This is a genomic window from Fulvivirga ligni, from assembly GCF_021389935.1.
GTDB lineage: Bacteria > Bacteroidota > Bacteroidia > Cytophagales > Cyclobacteriaceae > Fulvivirga > Fulvivirga ligni.
In genome coordinates, this window is record NZ_CP089979.1 from 954,257 (window position 1) to 974,749 (window position 20,493).

The following is a 20,493-nucleotide window of genomic DNA, read 5'->3' on the forward strand; positions in this document are numbered from 1 at the left end:
GGTGCTTCGCTAAACACGAAGCACCTTTTTTATTTCTCTTTTTGCCATTCTGGCGAATAGAAAGTACCTCTCCCTCCTACGGTTATTTTTACAATATCAGCACCCGTGTGATAGCACTTGCCTCCTTTCTTTCGATTGTGAATCAAGAAGTCTTTCGGAAAATCGTCATAATGAGCCTCATTATCTATAGCTACCTTGCACACTCGCTGTATCTTATCATAAATTTTCTTTTTCTCAGCCTCGGTCAGTTCTGCGGCGCGACTTTCCGGGTGTATTTGGCTTTGATATAAAATGTCATCAGCCATCCAGTTGCCTATGCCAGCCATAGTATCCTGATTCAATAGGATACTCTTGATCGGTGCCTTTCTATTTTCCAGTGATTCTAGGAATTCTGTTTCTGAAAGCTGAAGCGCATCTTTGCCTAGATTATGATCCTTTTGAAATTCTTCAATGGAATTAGCAAGGTCAATCCAGCCAAACTTTCTTTTACTGATGTATGACATTTTAAAACCATTGTTAAAATGAAAGAGCACTTTATTATACTTCGGAGTATCTTCCAGGTCTTTAAAATATTTCCAGGAGCCAGTCATCCCAAAGTGAACTACCATGAACTTCTCGCCCGTAGTTTCTACAAATAGATATTTGCCGATTCGTTTAGTAGACTTAAATTCCTGTCCTATTAAATGCTTGTTCAGGGTGGTTTCTGCTACTTTAATTAATTTCTTATCGGCTACTTCTATCTTGGTGATCTTGCTATGCAGCATGGTGCTATCTGCATATCTCTTGTACATTTCTACCTCAGGTAACTCAGGCATTGTTTTTTATTAAATAAACAGGTCACCATTCATATAGTTGAGGCTAGATGTTTAGAATCAAAAAAATGACAAAGATCAGTAGATTTATTGATCTAATTTTGAATTAAACACTTGGCAAACCGGGCTGTAGATCATATCTTCGCAATAGTTTGTAATTAATCTAAATAAAAGAAGGTGAATACAAGAAGTGTAGTAGATTTGACCCCGGGAGAAAGTGGTATAATAAATGGCTTTATGGATGATACGCTTTCTTTGAAGCTTTTAGAAATGGGATGCCTACCTGGCCAGCCGATCAAGTTTAATTTCGCTGCCCCTCTTGGTGACCCTATTTGCGTTAGTGTTGCCGGTTACAATCTTTCACTAAGATTAGACGAAGCAATCACTATTTCTATTCAGTAAATGTCTAAAAAGAGTATTCCCAAAATTGCTTTAGTAGGGAATCCTAATTCTGGCAAATCTTCATTATTCAATCACCTTACTGGATTAAATCAGAAAATAGGAAACTTCCCAGGCGTTACCGTTGATAAGAAAACGGGTATTTGCCATCTTGATGATACACATAAGGCTGAGATTATAGATCTTCCTGGTACCTACAGTATCTATCCTAATTCTACTGACGAAAAAATTGTTTTTGATATACTAGGAAACAGAGACAATCCTCTGCACCCTGATATTGTGGTGGTGATTGTTGATGCTTCTAACTTTAAAAGAAACTTACTATTATTTACTCAGCTGTATGATCTGCATATTCCTACCGTATTAGCTCTTAATATGATGGACATTGTGGAGAAAACGGGTCTGAGTATAGATGAAAAAAAGCTTTCTAAGGAGCTTGGTGTGCCGGTTATTCCTATGAAGGCCAGAAGAGGTAAGGGAATTGACCTGTTGAAGAAAACACTACTGGCTGATATAGATTATAATTTCAAGCCCATTTTTGATGCTCGCTCACATGCGCCAGAGGCTATTGAGGCAGTAAAAGAAACATTTTCAATACAAGATGACTATGTGGCATATCAAATGCTTCAGCAGCATAGAATAAACCAATCACTTACTAAAAGCGAGCAGAACTTAATAAGTGACATCATTGAAAAGCATGACTTTTCAAAAGATGAGCTTAGAAGAAAAGAAACTTTAGACCGTTATGCCGCTATCAATCAGTTTATTGATGGCTCGGTTAAAGAGAATTTCACTACCCTACCTATGCGCTGGACTCAGCGCTTAGACAGGATCTTTACTCATAAAGTATGGGGTTATGTGATTTTCTTTGCGATCCTGTTCCTAATATTTCAGTCTATTTTTACCTGGTCCAGTGTGCCTCAGGATTTTATAGATCTTACCTTCTCTGAGTTTGGAGCTTATCTGGCAGATACACTGCCACCAGGTGTTCTCACGAGATTGCTTACGGAAGGAATTATTCCAGGTATCGGTGGTATTGTAATATTCATACCGCAGATCGCCATCCTTTTTGCATTCATAGCTATTCTTGAAGAAACGGGCTACATGTCAAGGGTGGTTTTTCTTATGGATAAGATCATGAGAAAATTCGGTCTTAACGGAAAGAGCGTGGTTCCTTTGATTTCAGGGGTGGCCTGTGCCATACCGGCCATCATGGCCACCAGAACTATTGAAAACTGGAAAGAAAGGCTAATAACCATATTTGTAACTCCGTTGATGAGTTGCTCAGCCAGGCTTCCTATTTATACTATTCTTATTGCCCTTATTGTGCCAGATACCAGTTATGGCTTATTTTGGAATCTTCAGGGCTTAGTACTTATGGGCATGTATTTGCTGGGCTTTTTGGCAGCTTTGATATCAGCCTTGGTAATGAAGCTTATACTAAAAACTAAGGATAGAAGCTTTTTAGTGATGGAGCTTCCTACTTACAAGATGCCGAGGTGGAAGAACGTAGGAATGACCATGTATGAGAAGTCTAAGACGTTTGTGCTTGAGGCTGGAAAGATCATCTTGGCTATTTCCATAGTGCTTTGGGTGCTGGCCTCTTATGGTCCGGGTGATAATATTGAGAATGCAGAGCAGATTGTGAGACAGAAGTATGCCCAGGAAAATATTTCTGAAGTGGATCTTCAAAATAGGATAGAATCATATAAGCTGGAAAGCTCCTATGCGGGTCTATTTGGTAAGGCCATTGAGCCTGCTATAGAGCCGTTAGGGTACGACTGGAAAATTGGTATTGCGTTAATCACGTCATTTGCGGCTAGAGAAGTTTTTGTGGGTACAATGGCTACCATATATAGTATAGGTGATACAGAAGATGAGGCCACTATCAAAAATAGAATGAAGAATGAGGTAAATCTGGAAACGGGTGAGCCCAGATATACATTGGCTACAGGTCTGTCTTTGCTGGTATTCTATGCTTTTGCCATGCAGTGTATGAGTACATTGGCGATTGTATATAGAGAAACTAAAGGGTGGAAATGGCCTATGTTGCAACTTATCTATATGTCACTATTAGCTTATTGCTCAGCGCTTTTGGTATATCAGGGATTAACTTAAGATGTCTTTTCAAGAATTAGCTTTCTTTTAGCCCAGATCATACCTATCTCCATATTACTCACAATTTTGTATTCCATGGGAGGTGAGCCAATAAAAAAGGCGTTTTTCAAAGTGATCTGAATAATTGGTGATGGGGCAATGTATACTGCTCCAAGAATTTTTTCTTTGATAAGCTCTCGGTGGTCTCTATAAAAATACCCCAATTTGGACTTGAGGTTTGCTGTAAGCATTTTAGCAGTTGTTAGGTCCACAATTAAGATACTTTTGCTTTCTAGAGAGTTTAGGAAAGCAAGGGCATCATCGAGATATTGCTCGAAGTATTCCACAGTGGCACCCACTGGTTCTATCTTATTGAGATAGATTTCATTTTCTATTTTCTTAAAAGAAGAATAGCTAGACATATTGTTTTGTTACTGCTTAAGTATCTTTATACTATAACTACGTAAAAGCACCCGTGTACGGTTCCTATATATTAAGTTAAGATTTTAAAATGACACATAATAATAATATTCCGCTAAAAGATAGCTTTAAACTTCGTGAAGATGCTTTTAAGCTGGAATATAGAAAGTTGGAGAAGCACCATGCATTGGTGTCGGTGATTAGAGTTTCACTTTTCCTGTTGACTCTGGTCTTAATAGTTTGGTTTGCAAATGTTCGTTTGGCCGAAGGTATTCTGGGTACAATTGTGTTTTTTGGGGTAGCCTTTGTGGTTATTGTGAAATATCATAACAGAGTAAAAGCAAAAAGGGACAGGGCTGCTGCTCTATCTTTAATTAACCATAATGAGATAAAAAGACTGGATTTTGACTTTTCCGGTATTAATGGAGGTGAGGAATTCATTCAGAAACCTCACCCTTACGTTCAGGATCTGGATATTTTTGGGCGGCATTCTGTTTATCAGCTTTTAAATAGGTGCGAAACGCCCTCCGGCCGTGAAGCATTGGCTAAATGGCTGAAGCATCCGGCAGATTCTCAGGCCATAAAGAGAAGGCAGGAAGCTGCTCAGGAGCTAACAAATGATCTGGAATGGAGACAAAATTTTCAGGCGGCAGGTATGTCGGAAGGTAAAAGTGAAAGCAAAATTAAGACCCTCCTCAGCTGGATTAATGAACCTAACCAAGTGATAGATAAGCCTTGGCCGAAAGTTTTAATGTACGCTTTACCTGTGGTGGCTCTTTCTGCCCTTATGGCGGTCATTTTTTTTGATGCCAGCATCTATTTCATTTTTGGGGCGATGCTTGTTAACGGCATTGTGCTGAAGAGGTTTACAGGATACATAAAGAACATTACTGAAAAGACCGAAGCTGGAATTTCTGTTCTGGGCAGCTACGGCGTCATGATTGGCCTCATTGAAAATAAAGCCTTTCAATCGGATTATTTGCAAGAGCTCAAGATGGTATTTGAACATAAAGAAACTAAGGCCTCAGATTCAATTCTAAAATTAAAGTCTATTCTGGATTATTTACAGTCTAGAGCGAATGCCTTTTATCTGATTTTAAACACCTTCTTGCTTTTGGATCTTCACCTGGTGATTGCGGCCGAAAAATGGAAGAGAAACCAAAAAGCCGATGTCAATCACTGGTTTGAAAATATTGGTGACTACGAGGCACTAAGCAGCATTGCTGCTTTTGCTTATGCTCACCCATCATACCATTTCCCGGCCATTGAAGGGGATGATTATAAACTTGAGGCTCAGGAGATTGGTCATCCGCTCATTCTCCCTCAAGAGCGAATAAGCAATGATTTTCATATGGATGGAAAAGGGTCGATTAATATCATTACGGGTTCCAACATGTCTGGTAAAAGTACCTTCTTGAGAACTATCGGGGTAAATCTGGTTTTGGCCTTAGCCGGTAGCCCTGTCTGTGCCAGGCAAATGAAAACTTCCATATTACAGATATTTACCAGCATGCGTACCGAAGACGATCTGCAAAGCCATACGTCATCATTCTATGCTGAGCTCAAAAGGCTTCGTTATCTGCTGGATATTCTAGAGGAAGACGGCCTTCCGGTTTTATTTATGCTGGATGAAATTTTGAAAGGAACCAATTCAATCGACCGCCATAAAGGCTCTTCTGGTTTGGTAAGGCAGTTGTCAGATAAAAATGCTATGGGTTTTGTTTCCACCCATGATTTGGATCTAGGTGAGCTGGAAAACCAGTTGCCTAAGGTGAAGAATTATAGCTTCAATAGCGTAATTAATGGGGATAAAATAGTTTTTAAATACAAGTTAGAAGAAGGAATTTGCAGAAGCTTTAATGCCAGCAAGCTCATGCAGAATATAGGTATTGAAGTAGATGAAGTTTCCAGTTAGAAAAATCTAAATGGACTTCATGCTCATTTCAAATCTAATTGTTTAATTTGCTCATCTTGGGATGTTAGCTCAGTTGGTTCAGAGCACTGCCTTGACAGGGCAGGGGTCGTTGGTTCGAGTCCAATACATCCCACATTAGGTTGTATCAAAAGAGAGGTCTTTGGCCAAAAGTGATTTTATATATGAAGATTACTGCTTGTGATACAACCTCTTTTTGTTTTGTGATGATCCACCCTCCTAATTGGTGCATTTGCCCCTGTCATCAATGCTGATGTTTTATGCATTTATCCCGAAATTGCGTTAATTTCAATGAAACAAACTAAAATCTATTACTTAGAAAAACCAGATAACTCTAAAACGCTATGAGAACCAGACCTTTAACCGCCATTTATCTAATGGTAGGTGCTTTGCTATGGAGTAGTTCATTGCTCTTTGCGCAAAAAAAGCAAGATACTGATGCTGCCGTGGAGGCATTACTTTCAAAAATGTCAGTAGAAGAAAAAGTAGGACAGATGACTCAGGTCACCATAGACTTGATTCTAAAGGACAACTCTAATACCGAAATTGATCAGAAAAAATTAGAGGAGGCTATTTTAAATAAGCATGTGGGCTCCATTCTAAATGTAAAGGGCCATGCTTACTCCATGGACACCTGGCACAAGATTCAAACAGCCATCCAAGACGTAGCCACTAAGAAAACGGCCAATAAAATACCTATTGTTTATGGTATAGATGCTATTCACGGAGCTAACTACATCGAAGGATCTGTTCTTTATCCCCATAACATTGGTATGGCTGCCACCCGTAATCCTGACTTGGTAGCGGAGTCCGCCAGATTAACTGCCATTGAAACCAGAGCAAGCGGTATCAGATGGAATTTTGATCCAGTATTAGGTCTGGGAAGACAGCCTCTATGGTCTAGATTCGAAGAGACTTTTGGTGAAGATGTTGTGTTAGTATCAGAAATGGGGAGCACTGCCATTGAGGCTTATCAAGGTGATGACCTTCAGGCTTTTACGTCAGTAGCTGCTTGCCTTAAACATTTCTTGGGTTATTCACTTCCTGCTTCAGGCAAAGACAGAACTCCGGCATACATCACTGACTACACCATAAAAGAATATTTACTCCCTCCTTTCGAAGCAGCAGTAAAATCTGGTGCTGCCACTGCCATGATCAACTCAGGTGAAATCAACGGTGTGCCAGTGCACGCCAGCAAATATTACCTCACAGAGGTATTAAGAAATCAACTGGGCTTTAAAGGTGTTGCTGTTTCTGATTGGGAAGATGTGATTCGTCTGCATACTCGCCATAGAGTGGCCGACACACCCAAAGAGGCTGTGAGGTTGTCAGTGGAGGCTGGCCTTGACATGAGCATGGTGCCAACCGATTACTCTTTTTATGATTTGCTTTTAGAGCTTGTGAAGGAAGGTAAAATTACTGAAGAAAGATTGGACCTTTCTGTAAGAAGAATCCTAAAACTAAAGTATGATTTAGGCCTGTTCCAAAATGCATATCCTGAGAAGGAAGCCATGAAATTGGTGGATAGAGCGAAGGAAGAAGAAGTGGCTAAAACAGCGGCTTTAGAATCTATGACGCTTCTAAAAAATGAAGGTAATGTTTTGCCACTGCCAAAATCAGCTAAGGTTCTGTTGGCTGGTCCATCTGCGAATGAAGTTACATCTCTACATAGCTCATGGTCATATGTATGGCAGGGAAATGAAGCAGCAATGTATCCTAAAACTACTAAGACCATTAAGCAGGCTTTGGTAGAAAAGCTAGGTCAGGAAAATGTGATCTCATATACCGGAAATAAGTACGAAGCCGCTGAAAATTATGATGTAAATCAATTTAAAAAAGAGGCTTCGAAGTATGATTACATTGTATTATGCCTTGGAGAAAAGGCTTACGCCGAGAGCCCGGGAAGCATCAATGATCTTACACTGCCACAAGAGCAGATTGATTTGGCTAAAGCCGCTATAGCTACTGGAAAAAAAGTCATTTTGGTGCTGGTAGAAGGAAGACCTAGAATAGTTTCATCTTTTGTAGATGACATTCCAGGTGTTTTGTTAGCCTACAGACCTTCAACTAAGGGAGCTGAGGCCATTGCTGACGTACTTGTGGGAGATTATAATCCGAACGGAATACTACCGTTCTCTTATCCTAAATACAGCGGCGATTTAACAAAATATGATTTCAAGCATTCTGAAGCCATAAGAGAAAATGTGCCTAACCAATATACCACAGGCCAATATAGCGGTCAGTGGGCATTTGGCCATGGTTTGAGTTATACCACTTTTGAGGTAACAAGACTTAAATCTGATAAAACCACTTTTGGACCAACAGACGTGCTTACCATCACCGCTACGGTGAAAAATACTGGTAAGAAAGATGGTAAAATGGCAGTTGAACTTTATAGCAGTGATTTATTTGCATCTATCACTCCTAATAACAAAAGGCTTCGAAAGTTCGATAAGGTAAATCTGAAAGCTGGTGAAGAGAAAACGGTAACCTTCAAGGTGTCACCAATGGACCTGGCTTTTATTAATGCTGAAGGCAAGAAAGTTACTGAGGCAGGTGATTTTGTTTTGATAGTAAAAGATAAAACTATCAAAGTCACCTATAAATAATTACTTAATCGAGGCTGGGGCGAAATGCTTCAGCCTCACTTTCTAATGGCTTGTATTGAATAGGGATACGTACTATAAAATGAGCAATATTATGCTCGGACTCCACCAGTTTAATAGTTCCCCCTAAACGTGTTACCGCCAGGTTCACCATGTAAAGCCCTAAGCCAATAGAGCCATGAATACCTGCAGCTCGAGTAAACATTTCGAAGAGTGTGGGAATGTCTTCCTGTTTTATTCCTATGCCATTATCCATGATACTTATCTCCAGGTAAGGGCGGTCAAATGCCGCAAATACAGCGATTAAAAGCTCATCTTTAGTTGGGTCATTAAATTTAATAGCATTATCTAATAAGTCAGAAACTATAAATTTGATCAATAAAGGATCTGAATAAATTGTGAGGCCATCCATTACGTTATGCTCTAACGAGAAGCCTGATAGCTGATCCTCATATTCCTCAATTATAGAATGGAAGATATCTGAAAAGTCAATTTCCTGAGGTTCAACCTTGGTTACACTTATATCATAGACGGATGATAGTCTGGCCAAAATGGTATCAAGGTTTTTGGCATCTTTAAAGAACCGACTGAAATATTCTTTCGATTTTTCATCTTCCACATCCATTAACGCTACATTACAAAGACCTAATAGTCGTGCCAGTGGCCCTTTTATATCATGAGCTGTTTTGTAAATAAATGAGTCCAGTTCTTGGTAGGACTTCCTTAACTGCTCATTTTTTTGCTGAATAATCTTACGTTTTTCTTGGGCTCGGCGTGTTTCAAGCCTTTCATTGGCCAGTGTTTGTAACGCTAGTTCTTTTCTTGTTACATTAATTCTATCTGCTAAACCCAGAGAAAACAAGGCTACTTCAAACACCGTCGCGATCTGTATTGCATGCTCTGTAATGTCGTTTTCAACGGATATATTTAACCTTTCCAGAGCAAATGCTAATCCACCAAGTATAAATAGTGCATTAGCGCCCAAAAAATACCTGGCTGGGGTAAAGCCCTGTCGAATATTTTGAATAGCCAATGTAAGTATAGCCAGGAAGCTTACCGCCGCTGATATAATTGTAAGTGTTCTGCCTGTTTTCCAAAATCCTAAGACCATTATTATTGATACTAATACTAAAAAGAGCATTATGAAAAAGGTGATGATGCTCATGGCTCTGTTGTGCTGCCTTATTTTAAGAAAGCTTCGGCTAAATGTAAGGTAGAAAAAAACGGCCGAGACCGGGGATAAAAACCTTATGTATAGATCTAATCGCGGTGAATTTTTGAACAATGAATTTGCCAGATAGCCATTGTTTGAAGCAAAAAACAGCAACAAAAAAAACAGGAAGATTACATAGTATAAATAGCTATTGCTTCTTAATGAAATGAAAAGTAAAAAATTGTAAATGAGCATTATGCCCAGTGCTCCATAAAATAACGCCTGAGAGAGTTTTTCTTTTTCAAACCTTTTAAAGAAGGTATCGCCGACATAGAGTCTTGATGATTTTAGCGTGAAGCTTTTAAACTGATGTGAGATGTCTGTTGTACTATGTAGCCGTACATATATCTGTCTGGTTTTTCCTGCTGGTATTTCAATATGATGAAATACCATAACCCCAGACTGTACTGGCCTGTCTTTTACGTTTAGCAAATCACCACTTCTAGCCTGAGATAGAAGGGAGTCATATTCATTCAATACATAGAAATCTACATAGTCGGTAAAGGTGAAATTGATATTACCGCTCACCGTCTCCGCCAATTTGTTCTTGATATTGAAGTGTAACCATTGTGTGTTGCCTAATTGAGCACTATCCTGATAGGCTGAGAAATGTGCAGACCGTATCACTTTTTGAATGTCAGCCGTTTCAGTACTGTCTTCCCAGTAAGTAATATATGGTGTAAGGTCAGTAATAATATTTGGCTCATCGATAACCACCGTATTCTGGCTAAAGCAATGGATGCTCAGACATGCCATAATAAACATTAGAAGTGGCCTCATTGACGGAAGTTTAATATCCAAATGGTTTGGAGCTTACAAAGTACTAAGATTTCTTGGCTCAAAAAATTTAAAGATATAATTAAACTCTCAACAGATATAGATTATATCAGAAAATAGAAATATCTGACTATTTGCCTGCTTTAAAATGATTTATTTATCCAACTTAGCCGTTATGTAAGGGTAAAATTGGTATCTTTTGTTTTACTACCTCATGAGTTTTAATTGCAGAATAATTTTCATTGTCTTTTTGCTTTTTGGCACATTCGCTGCCAATGCGCAAATTATCAGGCTTGATGCCGATACAGACGAGAAGATTATTACCATTAACCAATTGAAATTCTATCAGGATGCCACTGGAAATGATAATTTCGATGATATTTTCTACCAGCCTGAGCTTTTCAGAAGTGATCCCAATTTTGCCTTAAAAGACTTCGATCCAGCCTCTACTTATTGGGTTAGAATGAAAGTCAATTTTCCGAAGGACTCCGAAAAGCAGTGGATTATTGAGTTCTACGATCAAACCATAGATCATATTGAAGCCTACATACCTCAGCAGGGAGGTGGATTTAAAAAGTTCGTTTTAGGTGATCAGTATACTTTTGATTCAAAGCCTTTCAAACATAAAAACTTTGAAATACCGCTAGACGGGCAGCTGCAAGGCATTAGAGAGTTTTACTTTATGTTTAAAAGCAGCTCAAATGCTGATGTACGAATTGCGATAAGAAGTGTTAATAGGTTTATTCATTATTCGCTTAATGAATACTATCTCTATGGTCTTTTTTATGGTATGATATTGATTATCAGCCTTTATAACCTTTTAATTTACTCAGCCATAAGAGAGAAAAAGCATGTTTACTATACCTTTTATATTTTGAGTGTAGGTGTCTACGCTATGTGTGTAGATGGGATAGCTTACCAGTATTTATGGCCTTCGTGGCCTCAATGGAATCAGATTTCTTATGGGGTAGCGCTGTTTTCATTAATATTCTGGGCATTGGTTTTCGGTCAGCGCTTTTTAAATACTAATGTTAGGGCACCAAGACTTCATGTCATTATCAACTGGACTATAGGACTTAGATCGGCTCTGTTTTTATACGCACTGTTTGTTGATAACTCAATTTTTGAAATCAGAAATATTGAAATCATTCCATTATCCCTCATATTCTATGCAGGTATCGATGTCTGGGTAAGAGGCTATAAACCAGCACGTTTCTTCGTAATGGCCTATGGTGTGTTGTTCTTAGGCTTTTTATCTAAAGCATTATTAACCATCTCCATCATACCATTTAATATCATTTCATACTACAGCTTGCACATTTGCTTTTTGCTGGAAATGCTGTTTCTGTCATTCGCACTTAGTGATAGAGTAAGAATATTAAAGGCCAATAGAGATAGAGCATTGAAGAGAATAATTATTCAGCATCAGGAGAATGTAAAGCTGAAGGATAAGGTGAATAAGGAACTTGAAAATCTTGTAGCCAAAAGAACAAAGCAGCTGGAGGAGAAAAATATGCTTTTGGAAGAGAGTAATCAAAAGCTTTATGCCCAGACCAATGACATTAACAAGATCAACTCTATGCTGGATCTTGATAACTGGAAGCTTAAGAACAATATTAAAGAGATTCTACAGGATCGTTTGATTAATAAGAACCTTACTCTCGAGGAATTTAATAAGATATTTCCAGACAAAATTAGCTGCTATAAATTTCTTGAGAAGCTAAAGTGGAGCCAGGGCTATGAATGCCAGAAGTGCGGAAATACTAAATATTCTGATGGACAAAGTAAGCTGTCACGAAGGTGCTCCAAGTGCGGTTATGATGAGTCAATTACCAGTAACACGGTGTTTCATCGGATAAAATTTCCAATAGAAAAGGCCTTTTACATCCTTTATATCACCAATAATAAGCAAATCCAATATACACTTGATGAACTCAGTGAAATGCTGGATTTGAGAAGAAATACGGTGTGGAATTTCAAGAAAAAAATTGAGAGTGTTTATAAATCTTCAGATGGTTCTTCCATTATCATTCATGATCTGTTTACAGCTCATTTAAATTAGAATAGGGTATAATGCCCACCCCTTCTAAAAAGGGTTTTATCCAATTCAGGCACTTCTCTCCCTTTCATGTATTTGCTGATAGAGACATGAAAAAGCTGGGCAATCACATCTGAAATCTCTCCGGATCCTTTCATTCGCCTGCCAAACTCGCTGTCATTCACATGGCCATCGTGCACGGCACATATTTGATTCCATACTTTATCAAACCTGTCTGGAAAATTTTTCCTGAGCCAATCTTCAAATACCTGGCCGATGAAGCCATTTAATCTCACAATGGTATACCCTGCTCCTAATGCGCCATGATCCGCTGCGGCCTTTATTACCGTTGGTATTTCATGGTGATTCAGACCCGGTATAATTGGAGCATTCATAATCGAGACCGGTATACCTGCCAAAGTTAACTCTTCAATGGCCTTGAGCTTTCTTCTGGCACTGGCCGTTCGTGGCTCTAACTTAGACCTGAGCTCTTCGTCCAGTGAAGTGATAGAAAGAACCACCCGTACCAGGTTAAGCTTAGCCAATTCTTTCAATAGATCAATATCCCTAAGCATGGTCACATTTTTAGAAATAATGCCAACAGGGTTTCTATACTTCAGAAATATTTTGAGCAGCTCCCGAGTAATGCCGAGTTTTCTTTCCAATGGCTGGTAGCAGTCTGTATTTCCTGAAAGTACAATGGTTTCAGGTCGCCATGATTTCTGTAGAAAATGCTTTTCAAGTAATTCAGCAGCGTTCTTTTTCACTATAATCTTACTCTCAAAATCGAGGCCGGCATTAAATCCCCAAAATTCATGGCTACGACGAGCATAGCAGTATATGCAGCCATGCTCACAGCCTTGATATGGATTAAGGGAATAGCCCATGCCTACATCTGGGCTTTCTACCTTATTCACTATTTTTTTAGGTGTCTCATAAAAGATTTGGGTGGTGATTTTCTCCTCCAGAAGTTCTTCATCCAGGCCCTCTATATGCTCTTGAACATATTCATGAGCCAGATAGGGGTTCTTAGCCTGTATTTGAGCACCTCTTCCTTTACGATATTCATCAACCATAAAGTGAAATTACTAATTTAATTAGTAAAAACTATTAAAAATAGTAATTATGATTATGCTATGAATTTAAAGCCTACGCCGTGCTGGTTAAGTATTTCTACATCAGGATCTTCCTTTAAATACTTACGAAGTTTCGAAATGAAAACATCCATGCTGCGGCCCAGGAAATAATCATCACTGCCCCAGATTTTTTTTAGTATCTCTTCACGTTTTACCACTTTGCCTTTATGCTCACAGAGGTATTTTAGTACATCAGCCTCTTTTTGAGTGAGGTTTTTTTCTTTGTCAGAGATATTTAAAGTGAGGTTTGGGTAATCAAATGAATAAGCTCCGATCTTAAATATTTGTGAGCTCTCAGATTTATGTGTACGCTTTAGAAAGACCTCAATTCTGTAAATAAGTTCTTTCATATGAAAAGGCTTGGTCACGTAGTCATCTGCACCTGTTTCAAAACCGATGAGCTTATCTTCCTGCATAGATTTGGCGGTAAGAAAAATAATAGGCACTTCTGAATCGAGCTCTCTTATTTCTTTAGCTAAGGAAAAACCATCTTTCTTTGGAAGCATAACATCCAGCACGCAAAGGTCAAACTGGTCATCTTTAAACCTGTCGATTCCCTCTTGGCCATCATGGCAGCGAAGTACCTGATAACCATTTTGCTCCAGGTTATCCTGTATTACGAAGCCCAGGCTCGTGTCATCTTCTACTAATAATATGGTTTTATTCTGCATTTAAAAAACTGAGTTGAAATGTGCTTCCCTCGCCTAATTCACTGAATACCTTTAACGTACCCTTATGAGCTTTTGCTACTAAATTCACATAATTTAAACCAAGACCAAAGCCTTTCACATTATGAACATTACCGGTAGGTACTCTATAAAATTGTAAGAAAATCTTCGACTGCTCCTGTTTGCTAATGCCTATGCCGTTATCAATCACCTCTATAAAAACCCTTCCATCTTTATTAAAAGTTCTGATCTTAATTTGCGGTACATCAAGGCAATACTTAATAGCATTATCAAGCAAGTTGTAAAGAACGTTGGTAAGGTGCAGAGGGTCTGCGTTTATAATAGTGTCAGTGGCCTGAAAATCCATGGTAATGTGACCTCCCTGATCCGCTATTGAAAGTGACATACTTTTTTGCGTGTCAACGATGATTTCATGAACGTCCACATTTTCTGCCTTGAGCGTAATTTCCTGTTTGTTCAAATTGGCCATTTGTAACACACGTTCCACTTGCCGTTTTAGCCGCAGGTTTTCATTGTCTATAATAATGGCATAATTACGAAGCCTATCGGGTTGATGAATGATATTTGGGTCTTTCAAAACATCAGCAGAAAGTGCAATGGTGCTTATCGGGGTTTTGAACTCATGGGTCATGTTATTGATAAAGTCTTTCTGCACCTCAGACAGCCGCCTTTGTTTTAATATTACAAAAAGGGCGTAAGCAAAAAAGATGACCACCACCAGTAGCACCATGGAAGAAAAGATCCAAATGCCCATACGGTTAGTAATGAAAGAAGCCTTGTTAGGAAACTGTACTCCGAAATAATAATTCTGATTATTCCATTTAGGAAGATTTTTGGTAATCGGGCTTATCTGATTATCATTAAGAGAGACATAGCAGCCATAAACCATTTTATCATTGGTACAATCATAAATACCATATTCAAAGTCGGCATTTATATTTCTTTTGCCGAATTCTGATTTAAGTAAATCTTCTAAAATTGCCGCATCGATCTCATTATTAATCATTACTACATAATAATTGGTAGAGAGCTGTTTAATGGGATTATTATTAGGTTGAGTATCTGTAAGTGTAAAAAAAGCTTGCGCTACATTATAAAGCGCAGTATTCACTTCACGGTCAAATTGCTCTGTTTCCGTGTTAAAAGCCTGCTTAAACCAATAGATCTGGGTCACTACAATACCCACTATGCTTACTATGGCTAGTATAACTAATAACCGGATGGTTCTGCGCTTCATAAGCTCAAATTAACTATTATTGAGCGGGTTACCAGAAATTTTAACAAATCATTAACACCATATTGGCATATCGTGTGTCTTAGTACTACATAATAAAAACTTAACTCTTTTATGAAAACACTTCTTTACGCTGCTACACTGATTTTACTGGTCTCGTCATGTCGTCAGTCCTTTTATGGGCCTGCAATGTATGGGCATGATGTGATTGCCGTTCAAAAGCCAATTTATGATGATACTGTAAAATCTGGCCTTTATTTATCAGGTACTTATTCGATCGGAGCAGGTTATAATTATGATGATCGCAATGAATCTATCCTGGGTCAGCTTGTTTATGCCAGATCCTGGGAAAATGCCAGCATAGCCTTAGGTGGTTATGGTTTCACTGGTAATTACTTCGTGTCAGGTGATGATAGCGACTTTATTTCAGATAATGATTATGAAGGAAATTATACCTACAATGGTGTGGGTGGAGTGGCAAGTGCAAACTTCACTTTAGATTTCAGGAAGGTTAATTTTCGAATGATAGGTATTCAGGTTAATAAATCTTTGGAGTATGGCAAATTCCAGGATTTTAAAGATATGATTGCTACAGATACCACTCGTAATTTTTCTACTATTGGAAATGACAATCTGAACGTTCTTCTTACTTCTGAAATAGTAACTAAGACAGACCCTTCATTTTCCGCCAGGCTATTCATAGGTAAATCTTACGGAGGCATTGATAAAATTGCCGAGGAAGAATCAGACGCTTATGGTACCATGTTAGTTGGAGCTACATTTTCACTTACTTCAAAAAGATTTAATGGCTATATTCAGGTAAATAGCCAAGAGCACGCCGACCCTGTATTCAATTTAGGAGTGGGTTATAACTTGCTAAAACCTTAAAAATCAGCTTTATCCTATTTTTTGATAGGATAAAGCAAATTTCTCCCTAAATAGTATGCATGCATAACATATTTAGTTATATTTGTTAAGAGCAACTAAATCGTTTGCAGTGAAGAGAGAAGAAACTATTGACCACAACATAAAGACCGCCTGGCATGCTATTTCACGCATGTATAATCAGCAGGCGGCTAAGGAAGACATTACCACTTCAATTGGTTTTGTTCTTCTCAATATCTCCTCAAAGGAAGGCACCCCCGCCACCAAAATAGCACCACTTATGGGCTTGGAATCCAGAAGCTTAACACGCGTGCTCAAAAACATGGAGGAAAAGGGTTTGGTATACCGCCAGCCTGATGCTAACGACAAAAGATCTGTTCGAATTCATTTAACTGATGAGGGAAAACGCAAAAAAGAGTTCTCCCGCCAAACAGTTTTATCGTTTAACAACTTTGTAAGAGAAGAGATACCGGATGACAAGTTATCTGTGTTCTTCGAAGTGATAAGCGCAATTAATAAAAGAATAGAAAATAATAACATATACGAAACGGAAAACCATAAAAATCAACAATGAGAAGAATAAACAAAGTAGCCGTGTTAGGTTCGGGAATCATGGGTTCTCGAATAGCATGCCACTTCGCGAATATTGGAGTAAAGGTGCTCTTGTTGGATATTGTTCCTCGTGAATTAAACGATCAGGAAAAGAAAAAGGGGCTAACCCTGGAAGACAAGGCAGTAAGGAACAGAATAGTACAGCAGTCTTTTGACACCGCTGTAAAGTCCAAACCCGCACCATTGTATGATTCCAGCTTCGCCAGCAGAGTTTCATTAGGAAACTTTGATGATGACATGGAAAAGATCAAGGACTTTGATTGGATTATTGAAGTAGTAGTAGAGAACCTTGATATTAAAAAGAAGGTGTTTGATCAGGTAGAAAAATACCGTAAGCCTGGCACACTAATCACATCTAACACTTCAGGTATTCCTATTCACCTGATGCTGGATGGTAGAAGTGAAGATTTTCAAAAGCATTTCTGTGGTACCCACTTCTTTAACCCACCGAGATACTTAAAATTATTAGAAATCATCCCTACGCCAAAGACAGACCCTGAAATAGTGGACTTCTTTATGCACTACGGAGATCTTTACCTGGGTAAAACTACTGTATTATGTAAGGATACCCCTGCATTTATTGCTAACCGTGTAGGTATCTACGCCATATTAAAGGTGATAGAAACTATGCAAAAGCTGGATCTGAATGTAGATGAAATAGATAAACTTACAGGTCCTGTTATTGGCCGTCCTAAATCTGCCACCTTCAGAACTTCTGATGTAGTAGGTTTAGATACTTTGGTGAAAGTGGCGAATGGTCTTTACCAGGGTTTACCTAACGATGAAGGCAGAGAGACCTTTAAATTACCAGAGGTAGTTTCTAAGCTGGAAGAAAATAAATGGCTTGGAGATAAAACTGGTCAGGGTTTCTATAAGAAAACCAAAGATGAAAACGGTAAGACAGAGATACTTACGTTAGATCTTAAAACATTAGAATACCAACCTAAAGCCAAGGTGAAATTTGGAACTCTTGAGGCAACCAAGCCCATAGAAAATCTGAAAGAACGTTTCAAGGCTTTATTTGCCGGAAAAGATAAAGCAGGTGAATTCTACAGAGATTCATTCTACGCATTATTCAAATATGTTTCTAACCGAATTCCTGAAATAGCAGATGAGCTTTACAAAATAGACGATGCTATCTGTGCTGGTTTCGGTTGGGAAGTAGGACCTTTCGCCACCTGGGATGCCGTGGGAGTGAAAAAGTCTGTAGAGAAGATGGAAGAAATGGGCTACAAGCCAAACCGATGGGTTTATGATATGCTTGATGCCGGCTTCGACTCCTTCTACACGGTGAAAGATGGTCTGAAGCATTATTACGATATTGAATCTAAGTCATACAAAGCTATTCCTGGCGCTGAAGAATACATCATTCTTGATGATATCAGAGGTAGCAAAAAACTTTGGGGTAACGCAGGAGCTACCATTTTCGATCTTGGAGATGGAGTGATCAACGTGGAATTCCATAGTAAAATGAATACCCTGGGAAGTGAGGTAGTTGAAGGTATCAACAAAGCCATCGATATGGCTGAGAAAGATTACAGAGGCCTTGTTATTGGTAATCAGGGGGCACAGTTCTCTGCTGGTGCTAACCTGGGTCTGGTATTCATGTATGCCATAGAGCAAGAATATGATGAGATCGATTTTATGATCCGTCACTTCCAAAATACCATGATGAGAGTGCGTTACTCTTCAGTGCCGGTAGTGGTAGCTCCTCATGCATTAACCTTGGGCGGTGGTTGTGAAATGACCATGCACGCTGACATAGTGCAGGCAGCAGCGGAAACTTATATCGGACTGGTAGAAGTGGGTGTTGGCCTTATCCCTGGCGGTGGTGGTACAAAAGAACTCACCAAGAGAGTGTCTGATGCTATAGAAGAGGGTGATGTTGAGCTGAATGCACTTCAAAACTCCTTCATGAACATTGCTACCGCAAAAGTGGCTACCTCTGCTCATGAAGCGATTGGAATGAACATTCTAAGACCTCAGGATAAAATTACCATTAACAAAGACAGACAAATTGCTGATGCCAAGGCCACTGTACTTGAGCTAGCCGATGCGGGTTATACACAACCTATCCAGGCTACTAATATAAAAGTACAGGGTAAAACCGGTATGGCACTTTTCATGGCCGGAGTTAGCGGTATGAGAATGGGTAGATACATATCAGACCATGATGTGAAAATAGCCAACAAGATAGCTTACGTAATGAGTGGAGGAGACCTTTCCTACCCTCAGGAAGTTTCCGAGCAGTACCTTCTAGACCTGGAAAGAGAAGCCTTCCTTTCCCTTACAGGAGAAAAGAAAACGCTGGAAAGAATCCAAAGCATCTTAACCACAGGTAAACCATTGAGAAATTAGATATTGAGTTAATAGTTATTGGTGAATTAGTTATTAAAACTATAACCAATAACCCATTAACTGAATAACCAATAACTAAAGAAATAATGAACGCATATATAATAAAAGGATATAGAACAGCGGTAGGTAGGGCTAAAAAGGGTGGCTTCAGATTCACTCGTCCTGATGACCTGGCCGTGGAAACTATCAAACATTTGGTAAGCTCTATTGAGGGGCTTGAAAATGAGATGGTTGATGATGTTATCGTTGGAAATGCTGTACAAGAGGCTGAGCAGGGAATGCAGATGGGAAGAATGATTTCCCTTATGGCATTAGGTATTGAAACACCAGGAATGGTGATCAACCGTTACTGTGGGTCTGGCCTGGAAGCAATTCATTTGGCCTCAGCCAAAATTAATGCTGGTATGGCTGATGTAGTAATTGCCGGTGGTACAGAATCCATGTCTATGGTACCTGTAATGGGTTATAAGACAGCGCTTAACTATAAAATAGCCTCTGAGCATCCTGACTACTACACCAGCATGGGATTAACTGCTGAACAGATAGCACAGGAATGGAAGATCTCCAGGGATGAGCAGGATCAGTTTGCTTACAATTCGCATATGAAAGCCGTGGCGGCTCAGAAAGATGGTAAGTTCAAAGATGAAATCTTGCCTATCACTGTGAAGGAAACCTATGTTGAAAACGGTAAAAAGAAAAACAGAGAATACGTAGTGGATACTGATGAAGGTCCAAGAGCTGATACCAGCGTGGAAGTTTTAGGAAAACTAAGACCAGTATTTGCCGCAGGTGGATCCGTTACGGCCGGTAACTCATCTCCTACTAATGACGGTGCTGCTTTTGTGGTAGTAATGTCAGAGAAGAAGGTGAAAGAACTTGGTCTTGAGCCAGTTGCTCGTATGGTCAGCTATGCCGTGGCAGGCGTTGAGCCTCGCATCATGGGTGTAGGTCCTACGTATGCCGTGCCTAAAGCTTTGGATAGAGCAGGTCTAAAATTGAATGATATCGACCTTATTGAATTAAATGAGGCCTTTGCCGCTCAGTCTATTTCTGTAATCCGTGACCTTGATATGGATATGTCTAAAGTAAATGTAAATGGCGGCGCCATTGCATTAGGACACCCACTAGGAAGCACCGGAGCACGTTTGTCCATCACACTTCTAAACGAAATGAGAAGAAGACAAGGCAGCAAATACGGTATGGTAACAGCCTGCGTAGGCGGTGGCCAGGGCGTAGCCGGTATTTATGAGTTTTTGAAATAAGATTTGAGTAGTGAGTAAAGAG

15 protein-coding genes and 1 tRNA gene are annotated in these 20,493 nt (G+C 39.2%); 10 read left to right on the forward strand and 6 right to left on the reverse strand.

Going from position 1 to position 20,493, the window contains the following annotated elements:
- Positions 1–29: 29 nt before the first annotated feature.
- Complete coding sequence (locus LVD16_RS04235; RefSeq protein WP_233772344.1) at positions 30–815, reverse strand: Fpg/Nei family DNA glycosylase; 786 nt, start codon at positions 813–815, stop codon at positions 30–32.
- 174 nt (positions 816–989) lie between these two features.
- On the opposite strand from LVD16_RS04235, the gene LVD16_RS04240 reads away from it, so the two are divergent.
- Both LVD16_RS04240 and feoB read left to right on the forward strand, forming a co-directional pair.
- Positions 990–1,214 (forward strand): FeoA family protein, encoded by a 225-nt coding sequence (locus LVD16_RS04240; protein ID WP_233772345.1) that lies wholly within the window; start codon positions 990–992, stop codon positions 1,212–1,214.
- Positions 1,215–3,329 carry a ferrous iron transport protein B gene (gene feoB / locus LVD16_RS04245; RefSeq protein WP_233772346.1) on the forward strand — a complete coding sequence of 705 codons (2,115 nt, stop codon included), beginning with the start codon at positions 1,215–1,217 and terminating at the stop codon, positions 3,327–3,329.
- Here feoB and LVD16_RS04250 read toward each other — a convergent pair.
- Positions 3,326–3,730: a hypothetical protein gene (locus LVD16_RS04250; protein ID WP_233772347.1), complete on the reverse strand. Its 405-nt coding sequence runs from the start codon at positions 3,728–3,730 to the stop codon at positions 3,326–3,328. The genes feoB and LVD16_RS04250 overlap by 4 nt on opposite strands.
- An 89-nt stretch (positions 3,731–3,819) precedes the next feature.
- Between LVD16_RS04250 and LVD16_RS04255 the strand changes: the two genes are divergently transcribed.
- The 3 genes from LVD16_RS04255 (at position 3,820) to LVD16_RS04265 (ending at position 8,270) form a co-directional block, all read left to right on the forward strand.
- Positions 3,820–5,643, forward strand: a complete 1,824-nt coding sequence (locus LVD16_RS04255) for a MutS-related protein (RefSeq protein ID WP_233772348.1) — start codon at positions 3,820–3,822, stop codon at positions 5,641–5,643.
- Positions 5,644–5,701: 58 nt separating this feature from the next.
- Positions 5,702–5,776: transfer RNA gene (locus LVD16_RS04260), tRNA-Val, on the forward strand.
- 229 nt (positions 5,777–6,005) lie between these two features.
- Positions 6,006–8,270 carry a glycoside hydrolase family 3 N-terminal domain-containing protein gene (locus LVD16_RS04265; protein WP_233772349.1) on the forward strand — a complete coding sequence of 755 codons (2,265 nt, stop codon included), beginning with the start codon at positions 6,006–6,008 and terminating at the stop codon, positions 8,268–8,270.
- A gap of 4 nt (positions 8,271–8,274) precedes the next feature.
- On the opposite strand, the gene LVD16_RS04270 is transcribed toward LVD16_RS04265, so the two are convergent.
- A complete protein-coding gene (locus LVD16_RS04270; protein ID WP_233772350.1) occupies positions 8,275–10,260 on the reverse strand; it encodes a sensor histidine kinase in 1,986 nt (661 codons plus the stop codon).
- A 211-nt stretch (positions 10,261–10,471) separates the two neighbouring features.
- On the opposite strand from LVD16_RS04270, the gene LVD16_RS04275 reads away from it, so the two are divergent.
- Positions 10,472–12,319 (forward strand): 7TM diverse intracellular signaling domain-containing protein, encoded by a 1,848-nt coding sequence (locus LVD16_RS04275; RefSeq protein WP_233772351.1) that lies wholly within the window; start codon positions 10,472–10,474, stop codon positions 12,317–12,319.
- On the opposite strand, the gene LVD16_RS04280 is transcribed toward LVD16_RS04275, so the two are convergent.
- The 3 genes from LVD16_RS04280 to LVD16_RS04290 are packed head-to-tail and all read right to left on the reverse strand — an operon-like array spanning position 12,316 to position 15,357.
- The gene (locus LVD16_RS04280; protein ID WP_233772352.1) at positions 12,316–13,371 is read right to left on the reverse strand and encodes a PA0069 family radical SAM protein; all 1,056 of its coding nucleotides are present in this window, start codon (positions 13,369–13,371) and stop codon (positions 12,316–12,318) included. The genes LVD16_RS04275 and LVD16_RS04280 overlap by 4 nt on opposite strands.
- A gap of 53 nt (positions 13,372–13,424) precedes the next feature.
- The gene (locus tag LVD16_RS04285) at positions 13,425–14,102 is read right to left on the reverse strand and encodes a response regulator transcription factor (RefSeq protein ID WP_233772353.1); all 678 of its coding nucleotides are present in this window, start codon (positions 14,100–14,102) and stop codon (positions 13,425–13,427) included.
- Positions 14,092–15,357, reverse strand: coding sequence for a sensor histidine kinase (locus tag LVD16_RS04290; protein ID WP_233772354.1), 1,266 nt, complete (start codon positions 15,355–15,357; stop codon positions 14,092–14,094). The genes LVD16_RS04285 and LVD16_RS04290 overlap by 11 nt, the downstream gene beginning before the upstream one ends.
- Before the next feature lie 111 nt (positions 15,358–15,468).
- On the opposite strand from LVD16_RS04290, the gene LVD16_RS04295 reads away from it, so the two are divergent.
- From LVD16_RS04295 to LVD16_RS04310, 4 genes are all read left to right on the forward strand, one after another.
- Complete coding sequence (locus tag LVD16_RS04295; RefSeq protein ID WP_233772355.1) at positions 15,469–16,242, forward strand: hypothetical protein; 774 nt, start codon at positions 15,469–15,471, stop codon at positions 16,240–16,242.
- Between the two features lie 109 nt (positions 16,243–16,351).
- Positions 16,352–16,813: a MarR family winged helix-turn-helix transcriptional regulator gene (locus tag LVD16_RS04300; protein ID WP_233772356.1), complete on the forward strand. Its 462-nt coding sequence runs from the start codon at positions 16,352–16,354 to the stop codon at positions 16,811–16,813.
- Positions 16,810–19,209 (forward strand): 3-hydroxyacyl-CoA dehydrogenase/enoyl-CoA hydratase family protein, encoded by a 2,400-nt coding sequence (locus LVD16_RS04305; protein ID WP_233772357.1) that lies wholly within the window; start codon positions 16,810–16,812, stop codon positions 19,207–19,209. Before LVD16_RS04300 ends, LVD16_RS04305 begins: the two co-directional genes overlap by 4 nt.
- Before the next feature lie 86 nt (positions 19,210–19,295).
- Positions 19,296–20,471, forward strand: a complete 1,176-nt coding sequence (locus LVD16_RS04310; protein ID WP_233772358.1) for a thiolase family protein — start codon at positions 19,296–19,298, stop codon at positions 20,469–20,471.
- Positions 20,472–20,493 lie beyond the last annotated feature (22 nt).